The 22,780-nt window shown below is 71.9% G+C and carries 22 protein-coding genes; 11 read left to right on the plus strand and 11 right to left on the minus strand.

Annotated features, from left to right (window positions below):
• Positions 1 to 63 precede the first annotated feature (63 nt).
• Entirely contained in the window at positions 64 to 453 is a 390-nt protein-coding gene (locus tag Dvina_RS37055) for a hypothetical protein (RefSeq protein WP_223094116.1), read from the plus strand.
• Between the two features lie 109 nt (positions 454 to 562).
• On the opposite strand, the gene Dvina_RS37060 is transcribed toward Dvina_RS37055, so the two are convergent.
• Both Dvina_RS37060 and Dvina_RS37065 read right to left on the minus strand, forming a co-directional pair.
• Positions 563 to 1,498, minus strand: a complete 936-nt coding sequence (locus Dvina_RS37060) for a M56 family metallopeptidase (RefSeq protein ID WP_223094118.1) — start codon at positions 1,496 to 1,498, stop codon at positions 563 to 565.
• Positions 1,495 to 1,866: a BlaI/MecI/CopY family transcriptional regulator gene (locus Dvina_RS37065; protein ID WP_246655570.1), complete on the minus strand. Its 372-nt coding sequence runs from the start codon at positions 1,864 to 1,866 to the stop codon at positions 1,495 to 1,497. Before Dvina_RS37065 ends, Dvina_RS37060 begins: the two co-directional genes overlap by 4 nt.
• Before the next feature lie 162 nt (positions 1,867 to 2,028).
• Between Dvina_RS37065 and Dvina_RS37070 the strand changes: the two genes are divergently transcribed.
• The 3 genes from Dvina_RS37070 (at position 2,029) to Dvina_RS37080 (ending at position 4,179) form a co-directional block, all read left to right on the plus strand.
• Entirely contained in the window at positions 2,029 to 3,243 is a 1,215-nt protein-coding gene (locus Dvina_RS37070) for a pyridoxal phosphate-dependent aminotransferase (RefSeq protein ID WP_223094120.1), read from the plus strand.
• Between the two features lie 118 nt (positions 3,244 to 3,361).
• A complete protein-coding gene (locus Dvina_RS37075; RefSeq protein WP_223094122.1) occupies positions 3,362 to 3,772 on the plus strand; it encodes a hypothetical protein in 411 nt (136 codons plus the stop codon).
• A 5-nt stretch (positions 3,773 to 3,777) separates the two neighbouring features.
• Positions 3,778 to 4,179 carry a hypothetical protein gene (locus tag Dvina_RS37080; RefSeq protein ID WP_223094124.1) on the plus strand — a complete coding sequence of 134 codons (402 nt, stop codon included), beginning with the start codon at positions 3,778 to 3,780 and terminating at the stop codon, positions 4,177 to 4,179.
• Here the strand turns inward: Dvina_RS37080 and Dvina_RS37085 are convergent.
• Entirely contained in the window at positions 4,176 to 4,832 is a 657-nt protein-coding gene (locus tag Dvina_RS37085; protein WP_223094126.1) for a hypothetical protein, read from the minus strand. The genes Dvina_RS37080 and Dvina_RS37085 overlap by 4 nt on opposite strands.
• A 73-nt stretch (positions 4,833 to 4,905) precedes the next feature.
• Between Dvina_RS37085 and Dvina_RS37090 the strand changes: the two genes are divergently transcribed.
• A complete protein-coding gene (locus Dvina_RS37090; protein ID WP_223094128.1) occupies positions 4,906 to 5,640 on the plus strand; it encodes a phosphotransferase enzyme family protein in 735 nt (244 codons plus the stop codon).
• 17 nt (positions 5,641 to 5,657) lie between these two features.
• Here Dvina_RS37090 and Dvina_RS37095 read toward each other — a convergent pair whose 3' ends face one another.
• Entirely contained in the window at positions 5,658 to 6,539 is an 882-nt protein-coding gene (locus tag Dvina_RS37095; protein WP_223094130.1) for a PAC2 family protein, read from the minus strand.
• A gap of 158 nt (positions 6,540 to 6,697) precedes the next feature.
• Between Dvina_RS37095 and Dvina_RS37100 the strand changes: the two genes are divergently transcribed.
• The gene (locus Dvina_RS37100; protein ID WP_223094132.1) at positions 6,698 to 8,344 is read left to right on the plus strand and encodes a glycosyltransferase family protein; all 1,647 of its coding nucleotides are present in this window, start codon (positions 6,698 to 6,700) and stop codon (positions 8,342 to 8,344) included.
• Between the two features lie 10 nt (positions 8,345 to 8,354).
• The gene (metH, locus tag Dvina_RS37105) at positions 8,355 to 11,867 is read left to right on the plus strand and encodes a methionine synthase (RefSeq protein ID WP_223094134.1); all 3,513 of its coding nucleotides are present in this window, start codon (positions 8,355 to 8,357) and stop codon (positions 11,865 to 11,867) included.
• A gap of 123 nt (positions 11,868 to 11,990) precedes the next feature.
• Here metH and Dvina_RS37110 read toward each other — a convergent pair whose 3' ends face one another.
• Positions 11,991 to 12,476: a DUF7919 family protein gene (locus Dvina_RS37110; RefSeq protein WP_223094136.1), complete on the minus strand. Its 486-nt coding sequence runs from the start codon at positions 12,474 to 12,476 to the stop codon at positions 11,991 to 11,993.
• A 110-nt stretch (positions 12,477 to 12,586) separates the two neighbouring features.
• Between Dvina_RS37110 and Dvina_RS37115 the strand changes: the two genes are divergently transcribed.
• A complete protein-coding gene (locus tag Dvina_RS37115) occupies positions 12,587 to 13,381 on the plus strand; it encodes a GntR family transcriptional regulator (protein WP_223094138.1) in 795 nt (264 codons plus the stop codon).
• A gap of 100 nt (positions 13,382 to 13,481) precedes the next feature.
• Here the strand turns inward: Dvina_RS37115 and Dvina_RS37120 are convergent, their stop codons facing one another.
• Positions 13,482 to 14,093: a YdeI/OmpD-associated family protein gene (locus tag Dvina_RS37120; RefSeq protein WP_223094140.1), complete on the minus strand. Its 612-nt coding sequence runs from the start codon at positions 14,091 to 14,093 to the stop codon at positions 13,482 to 13,484.
• 39 nt (positions 14,094 to 14,132) lie between these two features.
• Between Dvina_RS37120 and Dvina_RS37125 the strand changes: the two genes are divergently transcribed.
• On the plus strand, positions 14,133 to 16,217 hold the full coding sequence (locus Dvina_RS37125) for an AAA family ATPase (RefSeq protein ID WP_223094142.1): 2,085 nt from the start codon (positions 14,133 to 14,135) through the stop codon (positions 16,215 to 16,217).
• On the opposite strand, the gene Dvina_RS37130 is transcribed toward Dvina_RS37125, so the two are convergent.
• Together Dvina_RS37130 and Dvina_RS37135 are read right to left on the minus strand one after the other, a co-directional pair.
• Entirely contained in the window at positions 16,210 to 17,505 is a 1,296-nt protein-coding gene (locus tag Dvina_RS37130; protein WP_223094144.1) for an RNA-guided endonuclease InsQ/TnpB family protein, read from the minus strand. The genes Dvina_RS37125 and Dvina_RS37130 overlap by 8 nt on opposite strands.
• Positions 17,424 to 17,993 carry an IS607 family transposase gene (locus Dvina_RS37135; RefSeq protein WP_223094146.1) on the minus strand — a complete coding sequence of 190 codons (570 nt, stop codon included), beginning with the start codon at positions 17,991 to 17,993 and terminating at the stop codon, positions 17,424 to 17,426. The genes Dvina_RS37130 and Dvina_RS37135 overlap by 82 nt, the downstream gene beginning before the upstream one ends.
• A 36-nt stretch (positions 17,994 to 18,029) precedes the next feature.
• Between Dvina_RS37135 and Dvina_RS37140 the strand changes: the two genes are divergently transcribed.
• On the plus strand, positions 18,030 to 18,755 hold the full coding sequence (locus Dvina_RS37140; protein ID WP_223094148.1) for a helix-turn-helix transcriptional regulator: 726 nt from the start codon (positions 18,030 to 18,032) through the stop codon (positions 18,753 to 18,755).
• 99 nt (positions 18,756 to 18,854) lie between these two features.
• Here Dvina_RS37140 and mctP read toward each other — a convergent pair whose 3' ends face one another.
• From mctP to Dvina_RS37155, 3 genes are all read right to left on the minus strand, one after another.
• Positions 18,855 to 20,513, minus strand: a complete 1,659-nt coding sequence (gene mctP, locus Dvina_RS37145) for a monocarboxylate uptake permease MctP (RefSeq protein WP_223094150.1) — start codon at positions 20,511 to 20,513, stop codon at positions 18,855 to 18,857.
• Between the two features lie 6 nt (positions 20,514 to 20,519).
• Positions 20,520 to 20,750 carry a DUF3311 domain-containing protein gene (locus Dvina_RS37150; RefSeq protein ID WP_223094152.1) on the minus strand — a complete coding sequence of 77 codons (231 nt, stop codon included), beginning with the start codon at positions 20,748 to 20,750 and terminating at the stop codon, positions 20,520 to 20,522.
• A gap of 128 nt (positions 20,751 to 20,878) precedes the next feature.
• Positions 20,879 to 21,787, minus strand: a complete 909-nt coding sequence (locus Dvina_RS37155) for a threonine ammonia-lyase (protein ID WP_223094154.1) — start codon at positions 21,785 to 21,787, stop codon at positions 20,879 to 20,881.
• Between the two features lie 75 nt (positions 21,788 to 21,862).
• On the opposite strand from Dvina_RS37155, the gene Dvina_RS37160 reads away from it, so the two are divergent.
• Complete coding sequence (locus Dvina_RS37160; protein WP_223094156.1) at positions 21,863 to 22,774, plus strand: LysR family transcriptional regulator; 912 nt, start codon at positions 21,863 to 21,865, stop codon at positions 22,772 to 22,774.
• The last annotated feature ends 6 nt before the right edge of the window (positions 22,775 to 22,780 follow it).

Here is a 22,780-nt window from a genome sequence, read left to right on the forward strand (position 1 = left end):
CGAGTCTGCCTAGTAGGTTGCTCACCAACAGCAGGGACCACACCCGGGAAAGAGGATACGGCGATGAGCGAGTACGGCGAGTTCTCGATGGGCCAGGAGTCGGGCGAGCTCGAGCAGCTGCACCAGGCCACCGGCGGCGAGCAGGACTACCAGTCGCAGTTCGGCGTGTACGAGGCCGACCACAACGCGGCCGAGTCGACCGACTTCGAGACCGGCAGGCACGTCGAGTTCGAGGGCGCGGACGGCTCGCGGTTCGAGTCGACCGACTTCACCAACTACTCTCACGACGCCGAGGAGTCCGACCACGTGTTCGCCGCCCAGGGCGGCGAGTCGATGCACAGCGCCGAGTTCTCCGAGCTCGACGCGCTGCGCGCGCAGTTCGGCACCAGCTTCGCGCAGGGCACCCGGCTCAGCACGGGCGACGGCCCGGACCTGTCGATCGCGTCCAGCTGAGGGGTTCACTACGACGGACGCTAGTAGTACTCTGTGGCTCGGCCGCGCCGGCAGGAATGCCCAACTACCCCTTGGTCGGACGCCGGCGCGGCCGTGATGCGCGAAAAGCCTACAAAACCAGGAACGTCCGCTCCAGTACCGCCAGCAGCGGCGGAGTCGTCACCCCGCCCGCACAGAGCGTGGCGACGGCGGCCCGCTGCAGCAGCGACAGGGGCCGCGGCGGGTCCAGCAGGCGGTGCATGCGCTCGAGGGCGTCGCCGCCGTCGAGGGCCAGGTCCGGCGCCGGGCCCGGCGAGCCGGCCAGCGCGACGAGCGCGCGGGCGAGGTCGAGGCGCTCGGCGGTGCGGGCCGCGGTGTCGTCGGCGCACATCTCGACCAGGCGGTCCACCTGGCGCGCGCCCAGCCGGAAGCACACGGCCCCCGGGAACGCCTGCGCGAGCATGCGCATCCACCGGGTCGCCTCGAAATGGCGGCCTTCGTGGTGCCCGCGCTCGTGGGCGAGTACCGCTGAAAGCTCCTCGGCCTGCAGACGGTCCACGGCGGCCGACGTGATGACGATGTCGGCCGGGCGGCCGGGCAGCCGCGGGCCGGGGACCAGGTAGGCCGCCGGCTCCGGGTGGGTCACCACCGTCGCGCCGGGCACCGCGTGGCTCGTCCCGGCCGCCCGCACCAGCAGCCGCAGCCGGCTGCGCAGCGAGCGGTGCGTCGTGTAGAGCCGGGCGGTGCTCAGGCCCAGCCGGGCGCCGAGCAGCACCAGTGCGGCCAGGCCGGCCAGCGCGATGGCCCGGGCCCGGCGGTCCTGGCGGCCCAGGAGCGCGTCGAGGCAGAAGTGCCAGGCGCCGGCCGCGAGGTCGTGGGCGCAGTCCCAGTACAGCACCAGCGTCAGCCCGGCCAGCAGCGCCGACAGCAGCACGCCCGCGCTCAGGGCCAGCCAGGCGACAACGCCGAGCCGGGGCGAGCGGGCCACCCAGCCCGCCGCGGCCAGCCGGGGCGCCGCGACCAGGGCGAGCGCGGTGCCGAACGCGACGAGCAGCAGCGGGCTCATCGCCCGCCGATCCGGCGCTCGAACGTGCTCAGCGCGGCCCGCAGCGCCGCCGCCTCGTCGAGCGTCATCCTCCCGACGAAGTGCGTGAGCGCCTCGAGCCGGTCACCGCTGTCGACGAGGGCCTCGTGCATCGTCCGGGCGACGTACTGGTCGCGGGTGAGCGCGGGGACGTACCGGTAGGCCCGGCCGTCCGGCTCGCGGGTCAGCCAGCCCTTGCGGAACAGGGTGTCCAGGACCGTCATCACCGTGGTGTACGCCAGGTCGCGGTGCCACCGCAGCTCGCTCATCGCCTCCCGGACGGTGGTCGGGCGGTCCCGCCGCCACAGCAGCTCCATCAGCGCCGCTTCCAGTTCACCGAACCCCTGCACGCGCCCTCCCCAGTTTTACTAGCGCGAATCGTACCGATGTCCGCCGTTTCGGGCAGTCGGCCGCCTCGCCGTTTTTCGCGGCTGCTGCTCGCGGCCGAGCGCCGGGCCACATGCTGGGAAGTGGCTACCGCCCGGGCCGCCGGGCCGCCGTAGGGTGCGTGCATGCAGGTGACTCAGTCCGCGAAGCTGGCCAACGTCTGTTACGACATCCGCGGACCGGTCATGGCCGCCGCCAAGCGCATGGAGGCCGACGGCCACCACATCCTGAAGCTCAACATCGGCAATCCGGCGCCGTTCGGCTTCGAGGCGCCGGAGGAGATCCTGCAGGACGTCATCCTGAACCTGCCCGCGGCGCACGGCTACGGCGACTCGAAGGGCCTGCTGTCGGCCCGGCGCGCGGTGGTGCAGTACTACCAGCAGAAGGACGTCACAGGGGTCGACATCGAGGACGTGTACCTCGGCAACGGCGTCTCCGAGCTCATCGTCATGGCGCTGCAGGCGCTGCTCGACAACGGCGACGAGGTGCTGATCCCCTCCCCCGACTACCCGCTGTGGACCGCGTCGGTCTCGCTGTGCGGCGGGCGGCCCGTGCACTACCTGTGTGACGAATCCAACGAGTGGATGCCCGACGTCGACGACATCGCGGCCAAGGTCACATCGCGCACCAAGGCGATCGTCGTGATCAACCCGAACAACCCGACGGGCGCCGTGTACAGCCGGGCGATGCTGGAGCGGATCGCCGAGGTCGCCCGCCGGCACAACCTGATCGTCTTCTCCGACGAGATCTACGACAAGATCCTCTTCGACGGCGCCACCCACGTCTCCACGGCCGCCGTCGCGCCGGACCTGTTCTCGATCACGTTCAACGGGCTGTCCAAGGCGTACCGGGTCGCCGGCTTCCGCACCGGCTGGATGGTGCTGGCCGGGCCGAAGTCGCACGCGACCTCGTACATCGAGGGGCTCGACGTGCTCGCCAACATGCGGCTGTGCCCCAACGTCCCGACGCAGCACGCGGTGCAGACGGCGCTGGGCGGCTACCAGTCGATCAACGACCTGGTCCTGCCGGGCGGGCGCCTGCTGGCGCAGCGCGACATCGCCTGGGAGATGCTCAACGCCATCCCCGGCGTCTCGTGCGTGAAGCCCCGGGGCGCGCTCTACATGTTCCCTCGCCTTGATCCCGAGGTGTACCCGATCAAGGACGACCTGCGGTTCGCGCTGGACTTCCTGAAGTCGGAGAAGGTCCTGGTCGTGCAGGGCACCGGCTTCAACTGGCACCACCCGGACCACTTCCGCATCGTCACGCTGCCGCGGGTGGCCGACCTGCAGGATGCGGTGGCCCGCCTCGGGCGCTTCCTCGCCACCTACGTCCAGGACTGAACCCGCGGGTTGACGACACTGCGGTGATCTGTTTCCCGACGCCGGGCCCGGCGCGGGATCTCTAACGTCAGACCGGACACCGAACGACCGGCATGACTCTTAGAGGAATACATACATCATGGGCCTTTTCAAGCAGTTCAAGGACATGCGTAACGTCGTCGCCGCGGCGCCGGACATGATCGCGCAGGCGCAGCAGACGAGCGCGGCCGCCCAGGCGTACGCGGCGCAGGCGCAGGCGTCCTACGGCATGCCCGCCGGCTACGGCTTCGCGCCGGGCGCGCCGGCCGGTGGGATCGCCGCCGGCGACCCGCGCCTCGCGCCGATCGCCGGGGTCGACCTCACCATGTACGCCCGGATCTCGAAGGCCGCCTCGCAGGAGGGCCTCAACGCCGACGGGCTGGTGCTCAAGGCGCAGAGCTACGGCGTGTCCGCGCAGGCGTGGCAGGAGGCCGCGACCGGCTGGCCGGCCCGCATGCGCGGCGACATGCAGCTGGCCGTGCACTACGGCAACCTGTTCGGCCAGGTCTGAGCACCGTGGGCTTCTTCAAGGACGTCCGCCGGCTGCAGCAGCAGGCGAACGAGATCAGCCGCACCTACGACCCGGCCGCGCAGATGCGGGCCGGCATGGCCCAGATGCAGCAGGCCCAGCTGTCGCTGCAGACCCAGACCGCCGACCTGGAGCTGCAGCGCACCGGCACCCCGGGCGCGGCGACGGTGCTGGCGCTGGCCGACACCGGCACCCGGATCAACATGGTGCCGCTGGTGCGGCTGACGCTGCTGGTGGAGCACGGGGGCCGGCCGCCGTACCCGGTCACGACCGAGACGATGCTGCCGCTGCACGCCTCGGCCCAGGCCGGCGTCGGGCAGCGGGTGGCGGTGCTCGTCGACCCGCAGCGGGCCGACCGCGTCCTGGTCCGCTGGGGCGTGCCGGTCTAACGTCCCTTCGGCTCGCGCGGGACGACTTCGACGACGGCGCCGGATGCGGTGTCGACGCGGTAGTGCCGTCCGGCCGGCAGCGGCCGCTCCAGGGGCCGCACACGCAGTTGCACGCCGTCCGGCGCGATCTCCCGGGCGGCGGCCAGCGCGTAGCCGTCGACGTCCAGGTCCGCGTCCTCGGCGTCCTCGGTCCGCGACACGGTGAGCGTGAAGCGGATCGCACCGGTGATCGCGTCGAAGACGAGCCGGTAGTGCTCGAGCGTCGCCGTCGCGTATCGCGGCAGCACCGGACCCGTCTGGAAGATCAGCCCGTTGACGCCGGCCCAGCCCTGCCCGACGTACACCCGGAAGCTCACCGCCGTGCAGTCGTCGTGCTCCGCCCGCGACCCGGCCGCGTACTCCCACGCCCCGGTCCCGCCGTGGCGGAACCCGACGAACGAGTGCGCGGCCACCGAGTAGTGCCCCGGCGCCGAGGGCACCTGCGGAAACGGGTAGGCGGGCGGCCGCACGTCGGACAGGCAGGCGACGGCGAGCACCCGGCAGCGCGGGATCCGCACGATGTGCTCACCGATGACGTAGGACTGCGCGGCGGGCGTGACGGAGTAGTCGAGGATGTTGTCGGCGGCGACGTCCGCACTGGCGATGAGGTCCATCCGGCCGTTGTAGCCCCGGTTCGGCGCCGTTACCCGCGACTGGCGTCTATACGACGTGCCATATCGTGAGTCGATGGGGTGGGAGGCGCTCGGGCAGTGGGGTGCGGACGCCGAGCGGGTCGAGCGGCTGGCCGGTGGTGTCGCCAACGACGTGTGGAGCGTGCGGGTCGGGGGCCGGCTCGCGGTCGGTCGGCTGGGCTCGCGCAGCGACGCGGACCTCGCGTGGGAGACCGGGCTGCTGGAGCACCTGGACCGCTCGGGGTTGACGGTGCCGGTGCCGATCCCCACCGCGGACGGGCGGCTGTTCGCCGGTGGGCTGGTGGTGATGACGTTCGTGGAGGGCGGGCCGCCCACGACGGCCGGCGACTGGCGGCGGGTGGCCGACGTGCTGCGGGAGCTGCACCGGCTGACGCTCGGGTGGCCGCAGCGGCCGGGGTGGCGCTCGTCCGGCGACCTGCTGCACGTCGTCCGCGGCACGCGGGTCGACCTCGACGCCATGCCCGCGGAGGCGGTCGCCCGCTGCCGGGCCGCGTGGGCGCGGCTCGCCGGGCGGCCGACGTGTGTCGTGCACGGCAATCCGGCCAATCCGGGCAACGTCCGGGTGACCGCGCAGCGGGTCGCGCTCATCGACTGGGACGAGACCCACGTCGACGTGCCCGACCTGGACCTGGTGCTGCCGGGCAACGCGGCCGGGCTCGACGACGCCGCGCTCGACGTCGCCGGGCAGGCGTCGGCGGCCTGGGAGGCCGCCGTCTGCTGGGGTGACGACTACGCCGTGCGCCGCCTGGCCGAGGTCCGGACCGCCTGAATCCGGCGGCCGGGCCGCTACCAGGCGCCGGTGGCCGAGGGCCCGGCCTGGCCGCCGCGGCGGCGCAGGTACTTCTCGAACTCCTGGGCGATCTCGTCGCCGGAGAGGGGTTGCAGGCCGGCGTCGCCGGAGCGCTCCTCCAGCTCACGGACGTACTCGGCCAGCTCGGCGTCCTGCTCGGCGGCCTGCTTGAGCCGCTCCTCCCACTCCGCCGACTCCTTGGCCAGGTCGCCGGTGGGCACGGGGATGTCCAGGATCTCCTCGACCCGGTGGAGCAGGGCGAGGGTGGCCTTCGGGCACGGCGGGTTGTTAGCGTAGTGGGGCACGTGCACCCAGAACGACACCGCTTCGAGGTCCGCGCGCAGGCAGGCGTCGTGCAGGACACCCACGATGCCGGTGGGGCCCTCGTAACGCGTGGGGATGAGGCCCAGGCGCTCGATGGTCTCCGCCGACGCTCCCGACGGCGCCGAACCGCTGACGGGCAGGGCTCGGGTGTACGGCACGTCGGCGAGCAGCGCGCCGAGGAGGACGACCCGGCTCACCTCGAGGGAGTGGCAGACCTCGAGGACCTCCTCGCAGAACGTGCGCCAGCGCATGCTCGGCTCGATCCCGCGGATCAGGACGATGTCGCGCTCGGCCTCCGGCGGGCGGGCCACCGAGAACCGGGTCGTGGGCCACTCGATGCGCCTGGTCTCGCCGTCGGACATGACCACTGTGGGCCGGTTGACCTGGAAGTCGTAGAAGTCCTCGGGGTCGAGCGAGGCGATGGTCTCCGCACCCCACTCCTGCTCGAGATGCTCGACGACGGCGGTCGACGCATCGGCAGCGTCGTTCCACCCTTCGAACGCGGCAATCGCGACAGGGGAGCGCAACACGGGCAGGCCGTCGAACTCGGTCACGGTCCCAGCCTACGTGGATGCCCGCGCAATGGCTTGCCAGCCTCGCGGGAGCGACCCAGATGAGAATGGATACACCCCGGTAACCCTGCGCGACGGGGCTCGGGTGATCTGTCACGCCCCGTAGCAGGGTTCACAAGATCTCCCGATAGCATCCGGGAATGCGAAACGGACGCAGGTCCTGGCTGCTCGCCTTCTCGGCGTTTTTCCTGGTCTTCGGCGCGTGGTGCTTCGCCGCGCCGTTCGACGGGCCCGCCGACGAGGTCCAGCACACCATCCGGGCCGCCGGGGTCGCCTCGTTCGACCCGGGGCAGATCTTCGCGGCTCCCGCGGTGGTGCCTGACGCGTTCGAAAAGCCCGGTATGGGGGCATATCAGCGGGTTCCGGAGGGTATGCAGGCGCACGCCGTGTGCTTCGGGTTCAAGCCCCAGGTCAGCGCGGCCTGTGCGGCCGGGCTCCGGGGCGGGCCGATCGGCGAGGTGCCCACCAGCGCCGGGCGGTACAACCCGCTGTACTACTTCGCGGTCGGGGTGCCGCTGCGGCTCCTGCCGAACTGGGGCGGGCTGGTCGTGGCCCGGCTGATCAGCTCGGCCATCTGCGCCGCGCTGCTCGCCTCCGCGTTCGTGTCGCTGCTGCGCTGGTCGCGCTACGGGCTCACGGCGGCGGCGCTGCTCGGCGTGGCCACGCCCATGCTGGCCCACCTGGCCGGCGGGGTGAACCCGAACTCGGTGGAGATCGCGGCCGGGATCGCGTTCTTCGCCGCCGGCATCCCGCTGCTGCTCGAACCGCCCGACCTCGTGGCCAAACGGCCCCTGGTGACGCTGCTCGGGATCAGCTCCGTGCTGCTGCTGACGCTGCGCTCGGCCGGGCCGGCCTGGTTCGCGTTCGCCTTCTTCGCGCTCGCCGTGCCGGTCCGGTGGGGGTGGCTGCGTGAGTACTGGCGGCTGCTGCGGGTCAAGCTGTGGACCGCCGGGGTCGTGCTGGCCGCGGTGCTCTCGGCCGCCTGGATCGTCGGCATGAAGACCGGTGAGCTCGTGCCGCCGCCGCCGGGGCTGTACGAGTTCAAGACCGGGGAAGCCATCGCGATCTACATCAACAGCTGGTGGATCTACCTCGAGGGCATGATCGGCGTCGCCGGCTGGTTCGACGTGCTCCTGTGGTCGCCGTTCTACCTCGTATGGGCGCTGATCGTCGGCGGGCTCGTCGTCCTCGGGGGCATGTTCGGCGACTGGACCATGCGCTGGCGATACCTCGTCATCCTGCTCGGCGGGGTCGCGCTGCCCGGGTTCCTGCAGGTGACCCAGGCCAACATGACCGGTTTCATCATCAACGGGCGGTACATGCTGCCGCTGCTGGCCGGGCTGCCGCTGCTGGCCGCGTGGACCCTGGAGCGCCGGCTCTTCGACGCGGCCCAGGCCCGGACCGTCGCCCGGACGATGACAATTTTCTTGCTCCCGGTACACCTGGTGCTGCTGGTCTGGGCCATGGTGCGGTGGCAGCGCGGGCTGCCGACGAACGCCGGGGTCGGCTGGTTCAACCCGCTCAAGGGCGACTGGCACCCGCCGACCGGCTCGGTCACCCCGCTGCTGATCATGGTCGTTGGGCTGCTGTTCGTCGCCGCCGTCTTCTGGCGCGTCCCGCACGACGAGTTCGTCACGCCGCTCGGCCGCGGGGAGGCGCCGGCGCTGGAGCCGGCCGGCAAAAGCGTGACCGAGAACCCCGACGTTCCCAGCCAGCGGGAGACCGGTACCGATACGTGGCGGGAATCGCGTACGCCCGGAGAAGATTCACCTAAGAAGGCCCGATAGCCTTTGGGGTATGCCGGATCTACTGAAGACGCTCGCTGAGCGGGTCCTGCTCGCCGACGGGGCGATGGGCACCATGCTGCAGGCGGCCGACCTCACCCTCGACGACTTCGAGGGGCACGAGGGCTGCAACGAGGTCCTCAACGTGACCCGCCCGGACGTGGTCCGCGGCGTGCACGAGGAGTACTTCGCGGCCGGGTCCGACGCCGTCGAGACGAACACGTTCGGCGCAAACCTGGCCAACCTCGGCGAATACGGCATCGAGTCGCGCATCCGCGAGCTGTCCCAGGCCGGCGCCCGGCTGGCCCGCGAGGCGGCCGACGCGCACAGCACGCCGGACCGGCCGCGCTTCGTGCTCGGCTCGATCGGCCCCGGCACCAAGCTGCCGACGCTCGGGCACGCCCCGTTCACCGCCCTGCGCGACGCGTACTTCGACAACGCCGCCGGGCTGATCGAGGGCGGCGCCGACGCGCTGATCATCGAGACCTGCCAGGACCTGCTCCAGACGAAGTCGGCGATCATCGGCGCGCAGCGGGCGTTCGCCGCCACCGGCGTCACCGTGCCGATCATCTGTCACGTCACCGTCGAGACGACCGGCACGATGCTGCTCGGCTCCGAGATCGGCGCCGCGCTGACCGCCCTGGAGCCGCTCGGCATCGACCTGATCGGGCTCAACTGCGCGACCGGGCCCGCCGAGATGAGCGAGCATCTGCGCTACCTCGCCCAGCACGCGACGATCCCCGTGTCGGTGATGCCCAACGCCGGGCTGCCCCAGCTGACCTCGAACGGCGCCTACTACCCGCTGACCCCGGCGGAGCTGGCCGAGGCGCTGCAGCGCTTCGTGCTCGAGTACGGCGCGGGGCTGGTCGGGGGCTGCTGCGGTACCACACCGGAGCACATCAGCGCCGTCGCCGCCCGGCTCGGGGCCCAGGCTCCGGTCGGGCGCACCCCGCAGATCGAGCCGGGCATCGCGAGCATCTACCACCACGTGCCGTTCCACCAGGACGCCAGCGTGCTCATGGTCGGCGAGCGGACGAACGCCAACGGCTCCAAGGCGTTCCGCGAGGCGATGCTCGCCGCCGACTACCAGGCCTGCGTCGAGATCGCCCGCCAGCAGGCCCGCGACGGCTCGCACATGCTCGACCTCAACGTCGACTACGTCGGGCGCGACGGCGCCCAGGACATGCGGGAGCTGGCCGGCCGGTTCGCCACCGCCTCCACCCTGCCGATCATGCTCGACTCGACCGAGCCCGAGGTCATCGCGGCCGGCCTGGAGATGCTCGGCGGCCGCTGCATCGTCAACTCGGTCAACTACGAAGACGGCGACGGGCCCGGCTCCCGCTTCGCCCGGATGATGCCGCTGGTCAAGGAGCACGGCGCGGCCGTCGTCGCCCTCACCATCGACGAGGAGGGCCAGGCCCGCACCGCCGAGTGGAAGGTCCGCGTCGCCACCCGGCTCATCGACGACCTCACCGGCAAGTGGGGCATGCACGTCTCCGACATCCTCGTCGACTGCCTCACCTTCCCGATCACCACCGGCCAGGAGGAGGTGCGGCGCGACGGGATCGAGACGATCGAGGCGATCCGGGAGATCACCCGGCTGTACCCGGGGATCAACTTCACGCTCGGCATCTCCAACGTCTCCTTCGGCATCAACCCGGCCGCCCGTCAGGTGCTCAACTCGGTCTTCCTGCACGAGTGTCAGGAGGCCGGGCTCACCAGCGCGATCGTCCACGCGTCGAAGATCCTGCCGATGAGCCGGATCCCCGACGAGCAGCGCGAGGTCGCCCTCGACCTCATCTACGACAGGCGCCGCGAGGGCTACGACCCGCTGCAGAAGTTCATCCAGATGTTCGAGGGCGTCGACGTCGCCTCGGCCCGGGCCTCCCGCGCCGAGGAGCTCGCCGCGCTGCCCCTCGACGAGCGGCTCAAGCGGCGCATCATCGACGGCGAGCGCAACGGCCTCGAGGCCGACCTCGACGAAGCGCTGACCGGGATGAGCGCCCTGGCGATCATCAACGACGTGCTGCTGGACGGCATGAAGACCGTCGGCGAGCTGTTCGGCTCCGGCCAGATGCAGCTGCCGTTCGTGCTGCAGTCGGCCGAGGTCATGAAGACCGCCGTGGCCTACCTCGAGCCGCACATGGAGAAGGCCGAGGACGACGCCGGCAAGGGCCGCATCGTCCTGGCCACCGTCAAGGGCGACGTCCACGACATCGGCAAGAACCTCGTCGACATCATCTTGTCCAACAACGGCTACGAGGTCGTCAACATCGGCATCAAGCAGCCGATCTCCGCGATCATCGAGGCGGCCGAGGAGAAGCAGGCCGACGCGATCGGCATGTCCGGCCTCCTGGTCAAGTCCACGGTGATCATGAAGGAGAACCTGGAGGAGATGAACATCCGCGGGGTGGCCGAGCGCTGGCCCGTCCTGCTCGGCGGGGCCGCGCTCACCCGCGCCTACGTGGAGGACGACCTGCGCGCCCTCTACCACGGCGACGTCCACTACGCCCGCGACGCCTTCGAGGGCCTCGCGCTCATGGACCGGGTCATGACGGCCAAGCGCGGCGGCGCCCCGGCCATCGACCCCGAGCGGGAGGCCGCCCTGGCCGCCCGCCGCGAGCGCCGGGCCCGCACCGTCGAGGTCCGCGAGGACCTGCCAAGCCTCGACGACGCCTCGGTGAAGTCCGACATCACCTACGACAACGCGGTCCCGAAGGCGCCGTTCTTCGGCACCCGCGTCGTCAAGGGCATCCCGCTGGCCGACTACGCCGCGCTGCTCGACGAGCGGGCCACGTTCCTCGGCCAGTGGGGGCTGCGCGGCGCCCGGGGCGACGGCGGACCCTCCTACGAGGAGCTCGTCGAGACCGAGGGGCGGCCGCGGCTGCGGTACTGGATGGACCGGCTGGCCGCCGACCGGGTCCTCGAAGCGGCAGTCGTCTACGGGTACTTCCCCTGCTACTCCGAGGGCAACGACCTCGTCGTGCTCGACGAGAACGGGCACAGCGAGCGGGCCCGCTTCTCCTTCCCGCGCCAGCGCCGCGACCGCCGCCTCTGCATCGCCGACTTCTTCAAGCCGCGCGACGCCGGCCAGCTCGACGTGATCGGCATGCAGCTGGTGACCGTCGGCCAGCCGGTGTCGGACTACACCGCGAAGCTGTTCGCCGAGAACGCCTACCGCGACTACCTCGAGGTGCACGGCCTGTCCGTGCAGCTCACCGAGGCGCTCGCGGAGTACTGGCACAAGCGGGTCCGCGAGGAGCTCGTCCTGCCCGACGGCCGGCCGATGTCCGCCGAGGATCCGAAGGACCTCGAGGGCCTGCTCAAGACCGACTTCCGCGGCTGCCGATACAGCTTCGGCTACCCGGCCTGCCCCGACCTCGAGGACCGGGCCAAGACGGTCGCCCTGCTCGACCCGTCGCGCATCGGCGTCTCCCTGTCCGAGGAGTTCCAGCTGGTGCCCGAGCAGGCCACCGACGCGATCATCATCCACCACCCGGACGCGTCCTACTTCAACGCCAAGTAGCCGGACCGGGGCGCCGGCGGCGGGTTCACGCGCAAGCGACACCCCGCCGCCGGCCCCAACCTCCGACCGGCTGGACTGGTCGCCGAATCGTCACGACGCAGGTTGCCCGGCGGTGCCGTTCTATCAGCGACTGCGCTGCGCGTCGGGCGGGATCCAGGGGCTTGGCTCGGTGGCCCAGCCGGCGTCGTAGCGCCGCACCGCGTCGACGAACTCCACCGGCGGCCGGTAGTCGTGCGCGGTGACGTAATGCCAGACCAGTGCCGGCGCCGCGAACATCACGCCCGGCCGGGCCGGGACCCTGATCTCGTAGTACGCCAGCCAGCCCCGGCCGGGCCGCGGATCGGCGATCGTGTTCGCGTCCGGCGGGCAGAACTCGCAGTCGTGGAGGCCGCGATACTCGTTGACCGGCGGGTGGCCGACGACGTCGAGCAGCGCGTCAGCGAACCAGTCCGGGACCGCACCCCGGCCGAACGGTTGCGACGCGTCCAGCCAGCCGACGTTGAGCCGCTCGTACCGCGGACGGTAACGCACATTGCCCCGTCCGTACCCGACGGTGTCGTGGTCGGAGTCCCCATACATGTAGGGCGTCAGATCCGCGAAGTAGGCCACGAGGCAAGGTACTCGCTGCGTTTGACCGGCTGCCGCTGCCATCAGGCGAGTTGCCGGCAATTTGGTCGAACACGTTGCCTAGAGCGTCCTAGGAGGCTAGTTTAGGCCCCATGACGATCAATCCGGGGGCCGCCGAGTTTCCGCATCGGCAGATCGGGGCGCAGATCCGGGCGCAGATCCAGCGCGGGGACTGGGCGCCCGGTGAGCGGCTGCCGTCGATTCCGGCCCTGGCCGCGCAGTACGGGGTGGCCAAGCAGACGGTGCAGCGGACCATCGACCAGCTGCGGATCGAGGGCCTGCTGATCACGCGGCCGGGGTCGGGGACGTTCGTGCGCGGCACCAAGCGGCGGATGAACCGGCTCTCCCGTGGCCGCTACGGCTCGCAGCGCGGCTACCACGCGGAGCTCGCGGCCCGGTACCGGCAGCATCTGATGATCGTGGCGCAGATGCCGGCGCCGGCCGAGGTGGCGGAGGCGTTCGGGCTCGATGCCGGGGCGCCGCTGCTCGTTCGGCGGCATCTCGTGCGGACCGGGGATTCGCCGGTCGAGGTCGGGGCGTCCTGGTTTCGGCCGAACGACGTCCGCGGCACCTCGATCGAGCGGCCCGACATCTTCGACCGGCCGCTCTACCAGGAGGTGGAGGACGAGCTCGGCCGGCGCTACGCCAGCGCCCGCGACCAGGTCAGCGCCCGTCTGCCCTCGCGCGAGGAGGCCGAGCTGCTGCAGATCCGGCCGGACACCCCGGTGCTCGTACTCCTGCACGTCGCCTACGACGAGGACCACAAGGTGCTCGAGGTCGCCCAGGCGGCCTGGCCGGGGCCGATGACGCAACTGACCGAGGAGTACCGCATCCCCGCCCCCCGCCCCGGCCTGCCCGAAGACGAACCGGGCATGGCCCTGGGCTGAGCGGGGACGAGCCGAAACCACAGCAGAGCCGAGACCGCCGAAGCGCCGGGACCGAGACCGAGACCGCCGGCGAGGCCGAGTCTGCCGGAAGCGCCGGGTGTCACCCGGGTGGTGTCGCCTCCGGCCGGGCCTTCTGCGGGTAGATCGTCTCGTGCCGGGCCAGCATCGCCACGAACTCGCCGATCTTGCGCGAGCGGGTCTCGGCCCGCTTGACGGCGTTGACCCGGTAGATGAGCGCGAACCGGTTGGTCTTGGTGAGCACGTCGAACATGGCCTGGGCCTGCGGCTCGGCGGCGATCGCGGCGGCCAGGTCGGGCGGCACCTCCGCCTCGGAGGGCGGTGCGTAGGCCGCCGCCCACCGCCCGTCCGCCTTCGCCGCCTCGACCGCGGCGATGCCCGCCGGCCGCATGAGGCCCTGCGCCTCCAGGCGGGCCACGTGCGTGACGTTGCGCTGCGACCAGGCGCTGCGCGGCGAGCGCGGGGTGTAGCGGATCCAGGAGATCTCGGCGTCGCCCTTGCGGGCCTGCCCGTCGATCCAGCCGACGCACAGCGCCTCGTCGACCGCCTGCTGCCAGGTCAGCGTGGTGACGGTGCCGCCCTTCTTCCCCAGCGCCAGCCAGACCCCGGGCGAGGTGGTGTGGTTGGCGGCCAGCCACGCCCGCAGGGCATCGGCGTCCGCGACGATCAGCTCATCCAGCTCCGCTCCAGGCACAAGCAGCAGGCTAGACGAGGGGTCTGACAAAATCGGCGGGTGCTCGTTGGACGCGACAGCCAGGTGGCCGCAGTGCAGGCACTGCTGCGCTCCGCCGCCGGCGAGCACGGCGGCGGGCTGGTCCTGCGCGGCGAGGCCGGCATCGGCAAGACCGCCCTGCTCGCCCGGGCGGTGGCCGACGCCGAGGCGGCCGGGGTAAAGGTCGTCACGGCGGCCGGGGTGCAGGCCGAGGCCCGGATCCCCTACGCGGTGATGCACCAGCTGCTGCGCCGGATGCGAGTCCGGCTCGATCCGGACGGCGGGGCGTCGCCATATCGGATCGCGATGCAGGCCCTCGACCGCCTCGACGAGCTGGGCGGGCCGGTGCTGATCGCCGTCGAGGACGCGCACTGGGCCGATGAGCCCAGCTGGGACGCGCTGACCTTCCTGGGCCGCCGCCTCGACGCCGACCCGGTTGCGCTGATCATGACCGTCCGCGACGGCGACGACGTCGACCGGCGGGTCACCGCGGCCGGGCTGCCCGAGATCCGGCTGGAGCCGCTGGGCCCGGACGCCGCCGCGGACCTGCTCGACCGTGTCGTCCCCGGCCTCTCCCCCGCCCTGCGGTCCCGGGTCCTGGACGAGGCGGCCGGCAACCCCCTCGGGCTGGTCGAGCTGGGCGAGGCCGCGGCCCGCTCCGGCGCGTCCGCGCTCATGCCGTCCGCGCTGCCGCTGAGCACGCGGGTCGAGCGCACCTTCTCGGCTCTCGTCGCCGAGCTGCCGGAGCCGACCCGGGCCCTGCTGCTGACCGCCGCACTCGACGACGGCGACGCGCTCGACGAGGTGACGGCGGCGACCGCCATCGTCCGCGGCCACCCGGTGACCGGCGCCGACGCCGAGCCGGCGGTCACGACCCGGCTGATGTCGGTCGACGGGCAGTACACCATCAGGTTCCGGCATCCGCTGCTGCGTTCCGCACTGGCCGGGGCCGCCCCGCCCGCGGCGCGCCGGGCCACCCACGCCGCCCTCGCCCGGGTCCTGGCGGGCGAGCCGGACCGGCAGATCTGGCACCGGGCCGCGGCCGCCGCCGGGCCGGACGAGGCCATCGCGCGAGACCTGGCCAAGACCGCGATCCGGGCCCACCGCAGCCAGGCCGCCGGGGTCGCGCTCGCCGCGCTGGAGCGGGCCGCGCAGCTCAGCGAGGACCGCACCGAACGCGTCCTGCGGCTGCTGTGGGCCGCGGAGATGGCCAGCCAGCAGGGCGACGGCGACACCGTGCGGCGGCTGCTGGCGGCGATCGAGGCCGAGGAGCTGCAGCCGGCGCATCAGGCGCGGTACGCGTGGCTGCACGAGTCGTTCGTCGGCGCGGGGTTCACCGGGACGGCCCGGCTCGGGGTGTACCTCGACCTGATCGACGACATGCGCCGCACCGGCGACGCCAACCTGGCGCTGAGCTCACTCGTCGATCTGAGCCTGCGCATGCACTGGTCCAACCCGAGCGACGCCCACCGGCGGCGCTACGTCGAGATCGCCGAGGCCCTCGACGGGCCCGGCGACGACTACCGGGCGCTGAGCGCGGTCGCCACCGCCGCCCCGATCGAGCGCGGCGCGGTAAGCCTCGACCGGCTCCAGCGGCTGCGCGACCGGGTCGGGCTCAGCGCGATGGCCCAGAGCGAGCTCGGGATGGCGGCCTCCGCGCTTGGCGCGTTCCCGCTGTCCAACCGGCTGATGGCCCCCAGCATCGCCGACCTGCGCCGCCAGGGCCGGCTGGGCCTGCTGCTCTTCGGGCTCAACTGCCTGGCCTACAACGCGGCCGCACTGGGCGACGCCCGGTCGGCGGCCCGGCACGCCGACGAGACCGTCAGCCTGGCCACGGAGCTCGGCTACCAGCAGCTCGTGCTGACCGGCCGGCTCAGCCTGGCCACGGCCGCGGCGCTGCGCGGCGAGGGCGAGCGGGCCCGGGACATCGCCGACGGTGCCGAGCGCGTCCTGACGGCGGCCGGCATGCACCGTTCGGAGAATCTCAGTGATTCTCGTTCCTGCTTCACCGGTCCGTGCCCCCGCTTGCGCTGGGGTCTTACAGGTCCTCCACAGGCGTTTCGCGTCTCCCACGGAACTCCGAGGCGACGTCATGCAATCAGGTAGCGGCGTGCATCGCTGCGAGGAGGTTCCTCGCTGCGTTGTGGTCCCGGTCGTGTTCGGCGCCGCACTGGCACACCCACATCCGGTCGGACAGGGTCAGCCCGGAGTTGACGGCACTGCAGGCCGAGCATGTTTTGCTACTCGGGTACCAGCGGTCGGCGGCCCAGACCTTCGAGCCGTACCAGCCGGTCTTGTATTCGAGTTGCCGGATGAACTCTGCGAACCCCGCGTCGGAGATCGAACGGGCCAGCCTGCGGTTGCGCTTCATGCCCGCGACGTTCAGCGACTCGACGGCGATGGCGCGCTTGGATCTCGCGAGCCTCGTCGTGAGCTTGTGCAGGAAATCGGCTCGCTGGTTCGCGACCTTGAGGTGGATCTCGGCGACCGCCTGCCGGGCCTTGGCCCGGTTCGCCGACCCGCGTTGCTTGCGGTGCAGGGCCTTGTTCGCACGGCGGAGCCGCCGCAGACCGGCGTTCAGCGCACGGGGCGCATGAACCTCCTCGACGTCGCCGGTGTCGCCGGCGATAACCGCGAACGTCTTCAGGCCGAGATCGATCCCGCACGTCGGCGCATCCGGGTCGACGGTCCGGGCGGTGTTGATGTCGGAGCGGTCGACGTCGAGCTGGAACGTCACCCACCAGCGCCCGGCCTGTTCCCGGACAGTCGAGCCGATGATCCTGGCCCGGCCGTCGGCGAGGCGTTCGGTGAGCCACGTCAGCGGTTCGCGGGTGCGGACCTTCCCGGGGATGCCGGGCAGCGCCACGGTGCCGTCACCTGCGGGTTTCGCCCGGTCGGCGTCGTAGCGGAACCGGGAGCCGTGCTTGCGTTTGCGGACCTTCGGGAACCCGACCTTGCGACCCTGACGTTTGCCGGTCTTGGACTCCCACCAGTTTTTCAGCCCGGCCGCGCGGAGACGGCATGCCGCTTTGGGGATGCGGGACGACAGCCCCGAGTCGGCGAACCACGGCGCCACGACCGGGTGCTCGGCCCGCCACCGCTTTTCCAGGTCGATCGCCGTCCACGGCGCTTTCGTGCGCTGCGACGCAGGGATGCCCGCGTGTTCTTCGGCTGCGCGGGCGGCGAACGCAGCCCGGATCTGGTCGAGGGCGAAGTTCTCCACGAATCGCGACAGCCCGGCGTGGCGGCCCATCGCCGCAGCCTGCTCGGGGGTGGGCGCAAGTTCGATGCGGAAACCCTGCTTGACCCGGCTCATGCGGTGGCCTCGGCGGTGGCCATGGCAGCGTTCGCTTTGCGTCCAGCGGACCGGCGTCCGTACAGGCGGGCACAGCACGATGTCAGGACCTCCACCATGTCGCGGACCAGGTCGTCAACCACCTCGGCGTCGTCGAGGATGACGATCCGTCGGCCGGTCGCGGCGAGTGCGCAGGTGAGGTGCTCGACCCCGAATCGGGCGAGCCGGTCACGGTGCTCGACCACGATGGTCACGGCGTGCGGGTCTCGGAGCAGCTTGGCGAGTTCGGGCCGGTTCCCGTCCAGCCCGGACCCGACCTCGCTGACCACTTCGGCGACGGTCAGGCCACGGGCGGTCGCGGCGGCGACAACCCGTCCGGCCTGCCGCTCAAGGTCGGCTCTCTGGTCGGCGGACGACACCCGGCAGTACGCGACCGTGCGGCCCGTATCGGCGGTGTCCGGCGGGATGACGAGATACCGACCTGTGGGAGTCTTCACGACCGGGACGGGCATCTGCCCGTTCTTCGCCCACGACCATGCGGTCTGGTAGTGCACACCATTCCGGCGCGCCCACTCCGACAGCTTCATAACGGAATCAACGATGACACGGGCTGAGAGTTACTGATGAAACCGCAAGCAGACCTCAACCCCATCGTGGCCCAGGTCCTGCGGGTCCGCGGCGTCGACGCGCTCGCGGGCGGCCGGGCCGAGGAGGCGTTCCGGCAGCTGCGGAGGATGTTCGACCCGGCCGATCCGGCCTACCACCCGTACATCCGGTTCACTGTCGTCGGGCACCTGGCGGAGGCCGCCCTCCTGGCCGACCTGCGGGCCGAGCTGGCCCCGGTCGTCGCCGGCCTGGAGCCGGAGGCCGCGCTGTGCCGCAATCCGGCGCTGCTGGCCGGTCTGCGCTACGCCCGCGCGGTCCTCGCCGACGACGACGCCGGGGCGCCCGGTGACGAGCTCGCCGAGTGGCCGTTCGAGCGGGCCCGCCTGGCCCTCGCCCAGGGCACCCGGCTGCGGCGCCGGCGGCACAACCTCGAGGCCCGCCGGCCCCTGCGGGAGGCGGCGGCCACGTTCGACGCGCTCGGGGCGACCCCGTGGGCCGAGCGGGCCCGGGCCGAGCTGCGGGCGTCGGGCGAGTCGCTGCGCCGGCCGGTCGACGCGACGGCCGCGCTCACCGAGCACGAGCTGCAGGTCGCGCACCTGGCCGCCGAGGGCCTGAGCAACCGCGAGATCGGCGAGCGGCTGTTCCTGTCGCCGCGGACGATCTCCACGCACCTCTACCGCATCTTCCCGAAGCTCGGCGTCAAGTCGCGCGGCGAGCTGGCCCGGGTCCTCCTCGACAGGTGACGCCGGCGCCGGCCTCGTCGGGCGAGGCCGGCGCCGGGCCGCGGGTGTGCGCGGCAGAGCCGGTGACCGGGCCGGGGTGATCAGGTCCAGGCGGTCGGGTCAGGTGATCGGGTCGGGGGCCGCGGTCGCGGCCGGGGCGGGCGAGGTCGGCACGGCGGTGACGCGGGGGTCGCCCTCGTCGGCGAAGTAGTCGTCGCGGGTCGTGTCGTCGCCGCCGTCGGCGACCTTCGTGGAGCGCAGGATCAGCGTGACGATGACGGCGACGAGGAGGTTGACGATGACGGCGACGAAGCCGACGTAGATGGTCTTCTTGGTGTCGAAGCCCCACTCGCTCAGCGGGAACGCCGAGCCGGCGAAGTGCCGCTTCGTGGTCGGGTTGACCACCTGGTAGAGCATCCACAGGCCCAGGCCCATCCCGGCGGCCCAGCCGGCGACGAGCGCGCCCCGGTGGAACCAGCGGGTGAACAGGCCCAGGGCGACGGCCGGGAGCGTCTGCAGGATGATGACGCCGCCGATGAGCTGGAGGTCGATGGAGAACTGCGGGTCGACGAAGACGACGAAGAGCAGGGCGCCGAACTTCACGACCAGGCTCACCACCTTGGCGACCGAGGACTCCTGGGCGGGCGTGGCGTCGCGCTTGAGGTACTCCCGGTAGATGTTGCGGGTGAAGAGGTTGGCCGCGGCGATCGACATGATGGCCGCGGGGACCAGGGCGCCGATGCCGACCGCGGCGTACGCCACGCCCGCGAACCAGTCCGGGAAGATCTTGTCGAACAGCAGCGGCACCACGGTGTTGTTGTCGTTGGTGCCGTTGGGGTTCTTCAACGGTGTCACGCCCGCGGCGATCGCGGCGAAGCCGAGCAGGGCGATGAGGCCCAGCAGGAAGCTGTACGCCGGGAGCGCCGACATGTTCCGCTTGATGACGTCGCGGTTCCGGCTGGCCAGGACGCCGGTGATGCTGTGGGGATACAGGAACAGGGCCAGTGCGGAGCCCAGCGCCAGCGTGAAGTACTGGACCTGGTTGTCGGCCGTGAGCAGGATGCCGTCGGCCGCGGACGGCGTCTTGTCGAACTTGGCGTCGGCGGCGTCGAAGATCGAGCCCCAGCCGCCGAGCTTGTACGGCAGGTAGAACACCGCGACCAGGATGACGACGTAGATCAGAATGTCCTTCACGAACGCGATGAGGGCCGGGGCGCGCAGGCCGCTGGAGTACGTGTACGCGGCCAGGATCGCGAACGCGATGATGATCGGCAGGTGCCGGGCCAGGGTGCCCGAGCCGGTGACGCCCATGGTCTTGAGGACCGACTCGATGCCGACGAGCTGCAGCGCGATGTACGGCATCGTGGCGACGATCCCGGTGATGGCGATGACAAGCGCGAGCGTCGGTGACTGGAACCGGGCCCGGACGAAGTCGGCCGGGGTGACGAACCCGTGCCGGTGCGACACCGACCAGAGCCGGGTCAGGGCCAGGAACACCAGCGGATAGATGATGATCGTGTACGGCACCGCGAAGAACCCGGCCGCGCCCGAGGCGAAGAGCAGGGCCGGCACCGCGACGAACGTGTACGCCGTGTACAGGTCGCCGCCGACGAGGAACCAGGTGATCCAGCCGCCGAAGTTGCGGCCGCCGAGGCCCCACTCGTCGAGGTGGTTCAGGTCGTCCGGGCGGCGCCAGCGGGCGGCGACGAAGCCCATCGCGCTGACCGCCAGGAACAGGATGACGAAGACGACGATCTCGAGTACGTGATCACGCCACATGCCGGGTCACCGCTTCTTCGTCATCTGGTAGACGAGCGTGGTGACGCTGACGCCGACGATGATAAACGCGAACTGCAGCCAGTAGAACCGGGGAAAGCCCAGCAGGCGCGGGCTGTCACCGTTGAACAAGAATGTCAGCAGGGGCAGGACGATCGGGATGAGCAGCAGCCAGTTCCACGGGCTGCGGTCACCCGACGCCGCCGCCGGCGGGGCGGTTCGCTCTTCAGGAGCGGCCATGACAGACCTCTTCCTTGACGGGGGTACCGGACCTGGGCGGCAGGTCCGCAGTGATCGACGTAACCTGATCCCCGCCGTGCGCTCAGCCCCGCCGGGCCGCGAATCGGCGAACGGTAGAAACAATGCGCCTAACGGGCAAGCTCCAATTCGGTGGCGTTGGCTCCCGTCACCACCACTCCAACGGTGGCCCCCAGAAGATCCGGTCGCTGCCGTACCGCCGCCAGCCCGGCCGCACCCGCCCCCTCGGCCTGGGTGCCGGCGAGCCGCGCGAGCACCCCCCGGGCGGCATCGATCTCGTCGTCGCCGACCAGGACGAAGTCGTGCAGCCGCGCGCGGAGGATCTCCTGCGGGCCGGCGAACCCGCGCCCGGTGGCGAGCCCGTCGACGCGCGTGTGATTGCCACGCTGCACACACGTGCCCGCGCGCCACGAGTCGTGCGCGGCCGGCGACGCCGCCGACTGGACCCCGATCACCCGGCAGTGTGGGGCGACGGCCGCGGCGACCAGGCAGGCGGCCGCCGCGCCGGTGCCCGAGCCGACCGGCACCACGAGTGTGTCGAGGTCGGGGTGCCGTTCGAACAGCTCCAGGTACAGCGTCGCGACCCCGGCGATCAGGGCCGGCTCGTCACCGGGGCTGACCAGGCGGCCCGGCAGCGTCTGCGCGTGCGCCTCGGCGTCGGCCATGTTGACACCGTGCAGCACGACCTTGGCGCCGAGCGCTTCAACGGCCCGGACCTTGAGCGGGGCGGCGTGCTCGGGCATCACGATCGTGGCGTGCCGGCCGTACTCGCGCGCCGCGTACGCGATCGCCCGCGCGTGGTTGCCGGTGGAGTAGGTGACGATGTCCTCGTCCAGCGTGGCCAGGAGATTGAGCGCGCCGCGGACCTTGAAGGCGCCGGTCGGCTGGGCGTTCTCGTGCTTGACGACCAGGCGGCGGCCGACGGCCTCGTCGAGCAGCGGATAGGACCAGGACGGGGTGGGCGGCAGGTGGGCGGCGACGATCCGCCGGGCCTTGAGCACGTCGCGCATTGTGGGCATGGGGCGAGCTTCCCGCAGTACCAACAAATAGGTCCAATGCTTGTTTTGCTGATGACCGATAGACATCATTGATGAATGCTGGATGTGACGCGGCTGCGGGTCCTGGTGGCTGTCGCGCGGCACGGGTCGGTGACGGCGGCGGCCGCGGCGTTGCACTACGCGCAGCCGTCGGTCAGCCACCACCTGGCCCGCCTGGAGATCGAGACCGGGGCGCAGCTCGTGCAGCGGGTCGGCCGCGGCATCCGGCTGACGCCCGCGGGCCTGCTGCTGGCCGAGCGGGGCGAGGAGATCCTGGGCCGCCTCGACGCGGCCGAGTCGGAGCTGGCCGAGCACAGCGGCCTGCGCGCGGGCCGGGTCCGGCTGGCGGCGTTCCCGTCGGCGCTCGGCTCGTTCGTGCCGGCGGTCGCGGCCCGGTTCGCGGCGGCCCACCCGGACGTGGAGCTGCAGTTCGTGGAGGCCGAGCCGCCCGCCGCCCTGCGCCTGCTGCGCTCCGGCGACGCCGACCTGGCCGTGGTGTTCGACTACGACTCGGCGGACTCCCCGGGCAATGTCCGGTTGACGCCGCTGTTCACGGAGGGCCTGCACCTCGTGACGCAGCCGGGCCGCGAGGGCGCGCTCCCGGACTTCGCGCGGTCACGGTGGATCGCCGGATGCGAGCGGTGCCGCGAGAGCCTGGTGCGGCGGTGCACGGCGGCCGGGTTCGAGCCGGACATCGCGTTCACGACCGACGACTACGTGGCGGTCCAGGCCCTGGTCGCGGCCGGTCTGGGCGTGACGATCCTGCCCGATCTGGCCCTGCGGGCGCACCGATCGCCGCACGTCGCCACGGTGCCCCTGGCCGGGGGCGAGCGCCGGGTGCTCGCCGCCGCGTACGGCGTCCCGCCCGACCCGCCGGCCACCGCCCGCCTGCTGGAGTTTCTGGCCGACCCTCCGCCGCCGGCCACCGTCCGACTGGTGGCCGGCGACGATGAGCCGCTACCGGTATAGACGGAT

Origin of the sequence: Dactylosporangium vinaceum, assembly GCF_019904175.1 — a bacterium.
Taxonomy (GTDB): Bacteria; Actinomycetota; Actinomycetes; order Mycobacteriales; family Micromonosporaceae; genus Dactylosporangium; species Dactylosporangium vinaceum.

Coding starts and splice junctions, on each gene's coding strand:
- Dvina_RS37055 (WP_223094116.1), top strand. CDS start 64: ATGAGCGAGTACGGCGAGTTCTCGATGGGCCAGGAGTCGGGCGAGCTC.
- Dvina_RS37060 (WP_223094118.1), bottom strand. CDS start 1,498: ATGAGCCCGCTGCTGCTCGTCGCGTTCGGCACCGCGCTCGCCCTGGTC.
- Dvina_RS37070 (WP_223094120.1), top strand. CDS start 2,029: ATGCAGGTGACTCAGTCCGCGAAGCTGGCCAACGTCTGTTACGACATC.
- Dvina_RS37075 (WP_223094122.1), top strand. CDS start 3,362: ATGGGCCTTTTCAAGCAGTTCAAGGACATGCGTAACGTCGTCGCCGCG.
- Dvina_RS37085 (WP_223094126.1), bottom strand. CDS start 4,832: ATGGACCTCATCGCCAGTGCGGACGTCGCCGCCGACAACATCCTCGAC.
- Dvina_RS37090 (WP_223094128.1), top strand. CDS start 4,906: ATGGGGTGGGAGGCGCTCGGGCAGTGGGGTGCGGACGCCGAGCGGGTC.
- Dvina_RS37100 (WP_223094132.1), top strand. CDS start 6,698: ATGCGAAACGGACGCAGGTCCTGGCTGCTCGCCTTCTCGGCGTTTTTC.
- metH (WP_223094134.1), top strand. CDS start 8,355: ATGCCGGATCTACTGAAGACGCTCGCTGAGCGGGTCCTGCTCGCCGAC.
- Dvina_RS37115 (WP_223094138.1), top strand. CDS start 12,587: ATGACGATCAATCCGGGGGCCGCCGAGTTTCCGCATCGGCAGATCGGG.
- Dvina_RS37135 (WP_223094146.1), bottom strand. CDS start 17,993: ATGAAGCTGTCGGAGTGGGCGCGCCGGAATGGTGTGCACTACCAGACC.
- Dvina_RS37140 (WP_223094148.1), top strand. CDS start 18,030: ATGAAACCGCAAGCAGACCTCAACCCCATCGTGGCCCAGGTCCTGCGG.
- mctP (WP_223094150.1), bottom strand. CDS start 20,513: ATGTGGCGTGATCACGTACTCGAGATCGTCGTCTTCGTCATCCTGTTC.
- Dvina_RS37150 (WP_223094152.1), bottom strand. CDS start 20,750: ATGGCCGCTCCTGAAGAGCGAACCGCCCCGCCGGCGGCGGCGTCGGGT.
- Dvina_RS37155 (WP_223094154.1), bottom strand. CDS start 21,787: ATGCCCACAATGCGCGACGTGCTCAAGGCCCGGCGGATCGTCGCCGCC.
- Dvina_RS37160 (WP_223094156.1), top strand. CDS start 21,863: ATGCTGGATGTGACGCGGCTGCGGGTCCTGGTGGCTGTCGCGCGGCAC.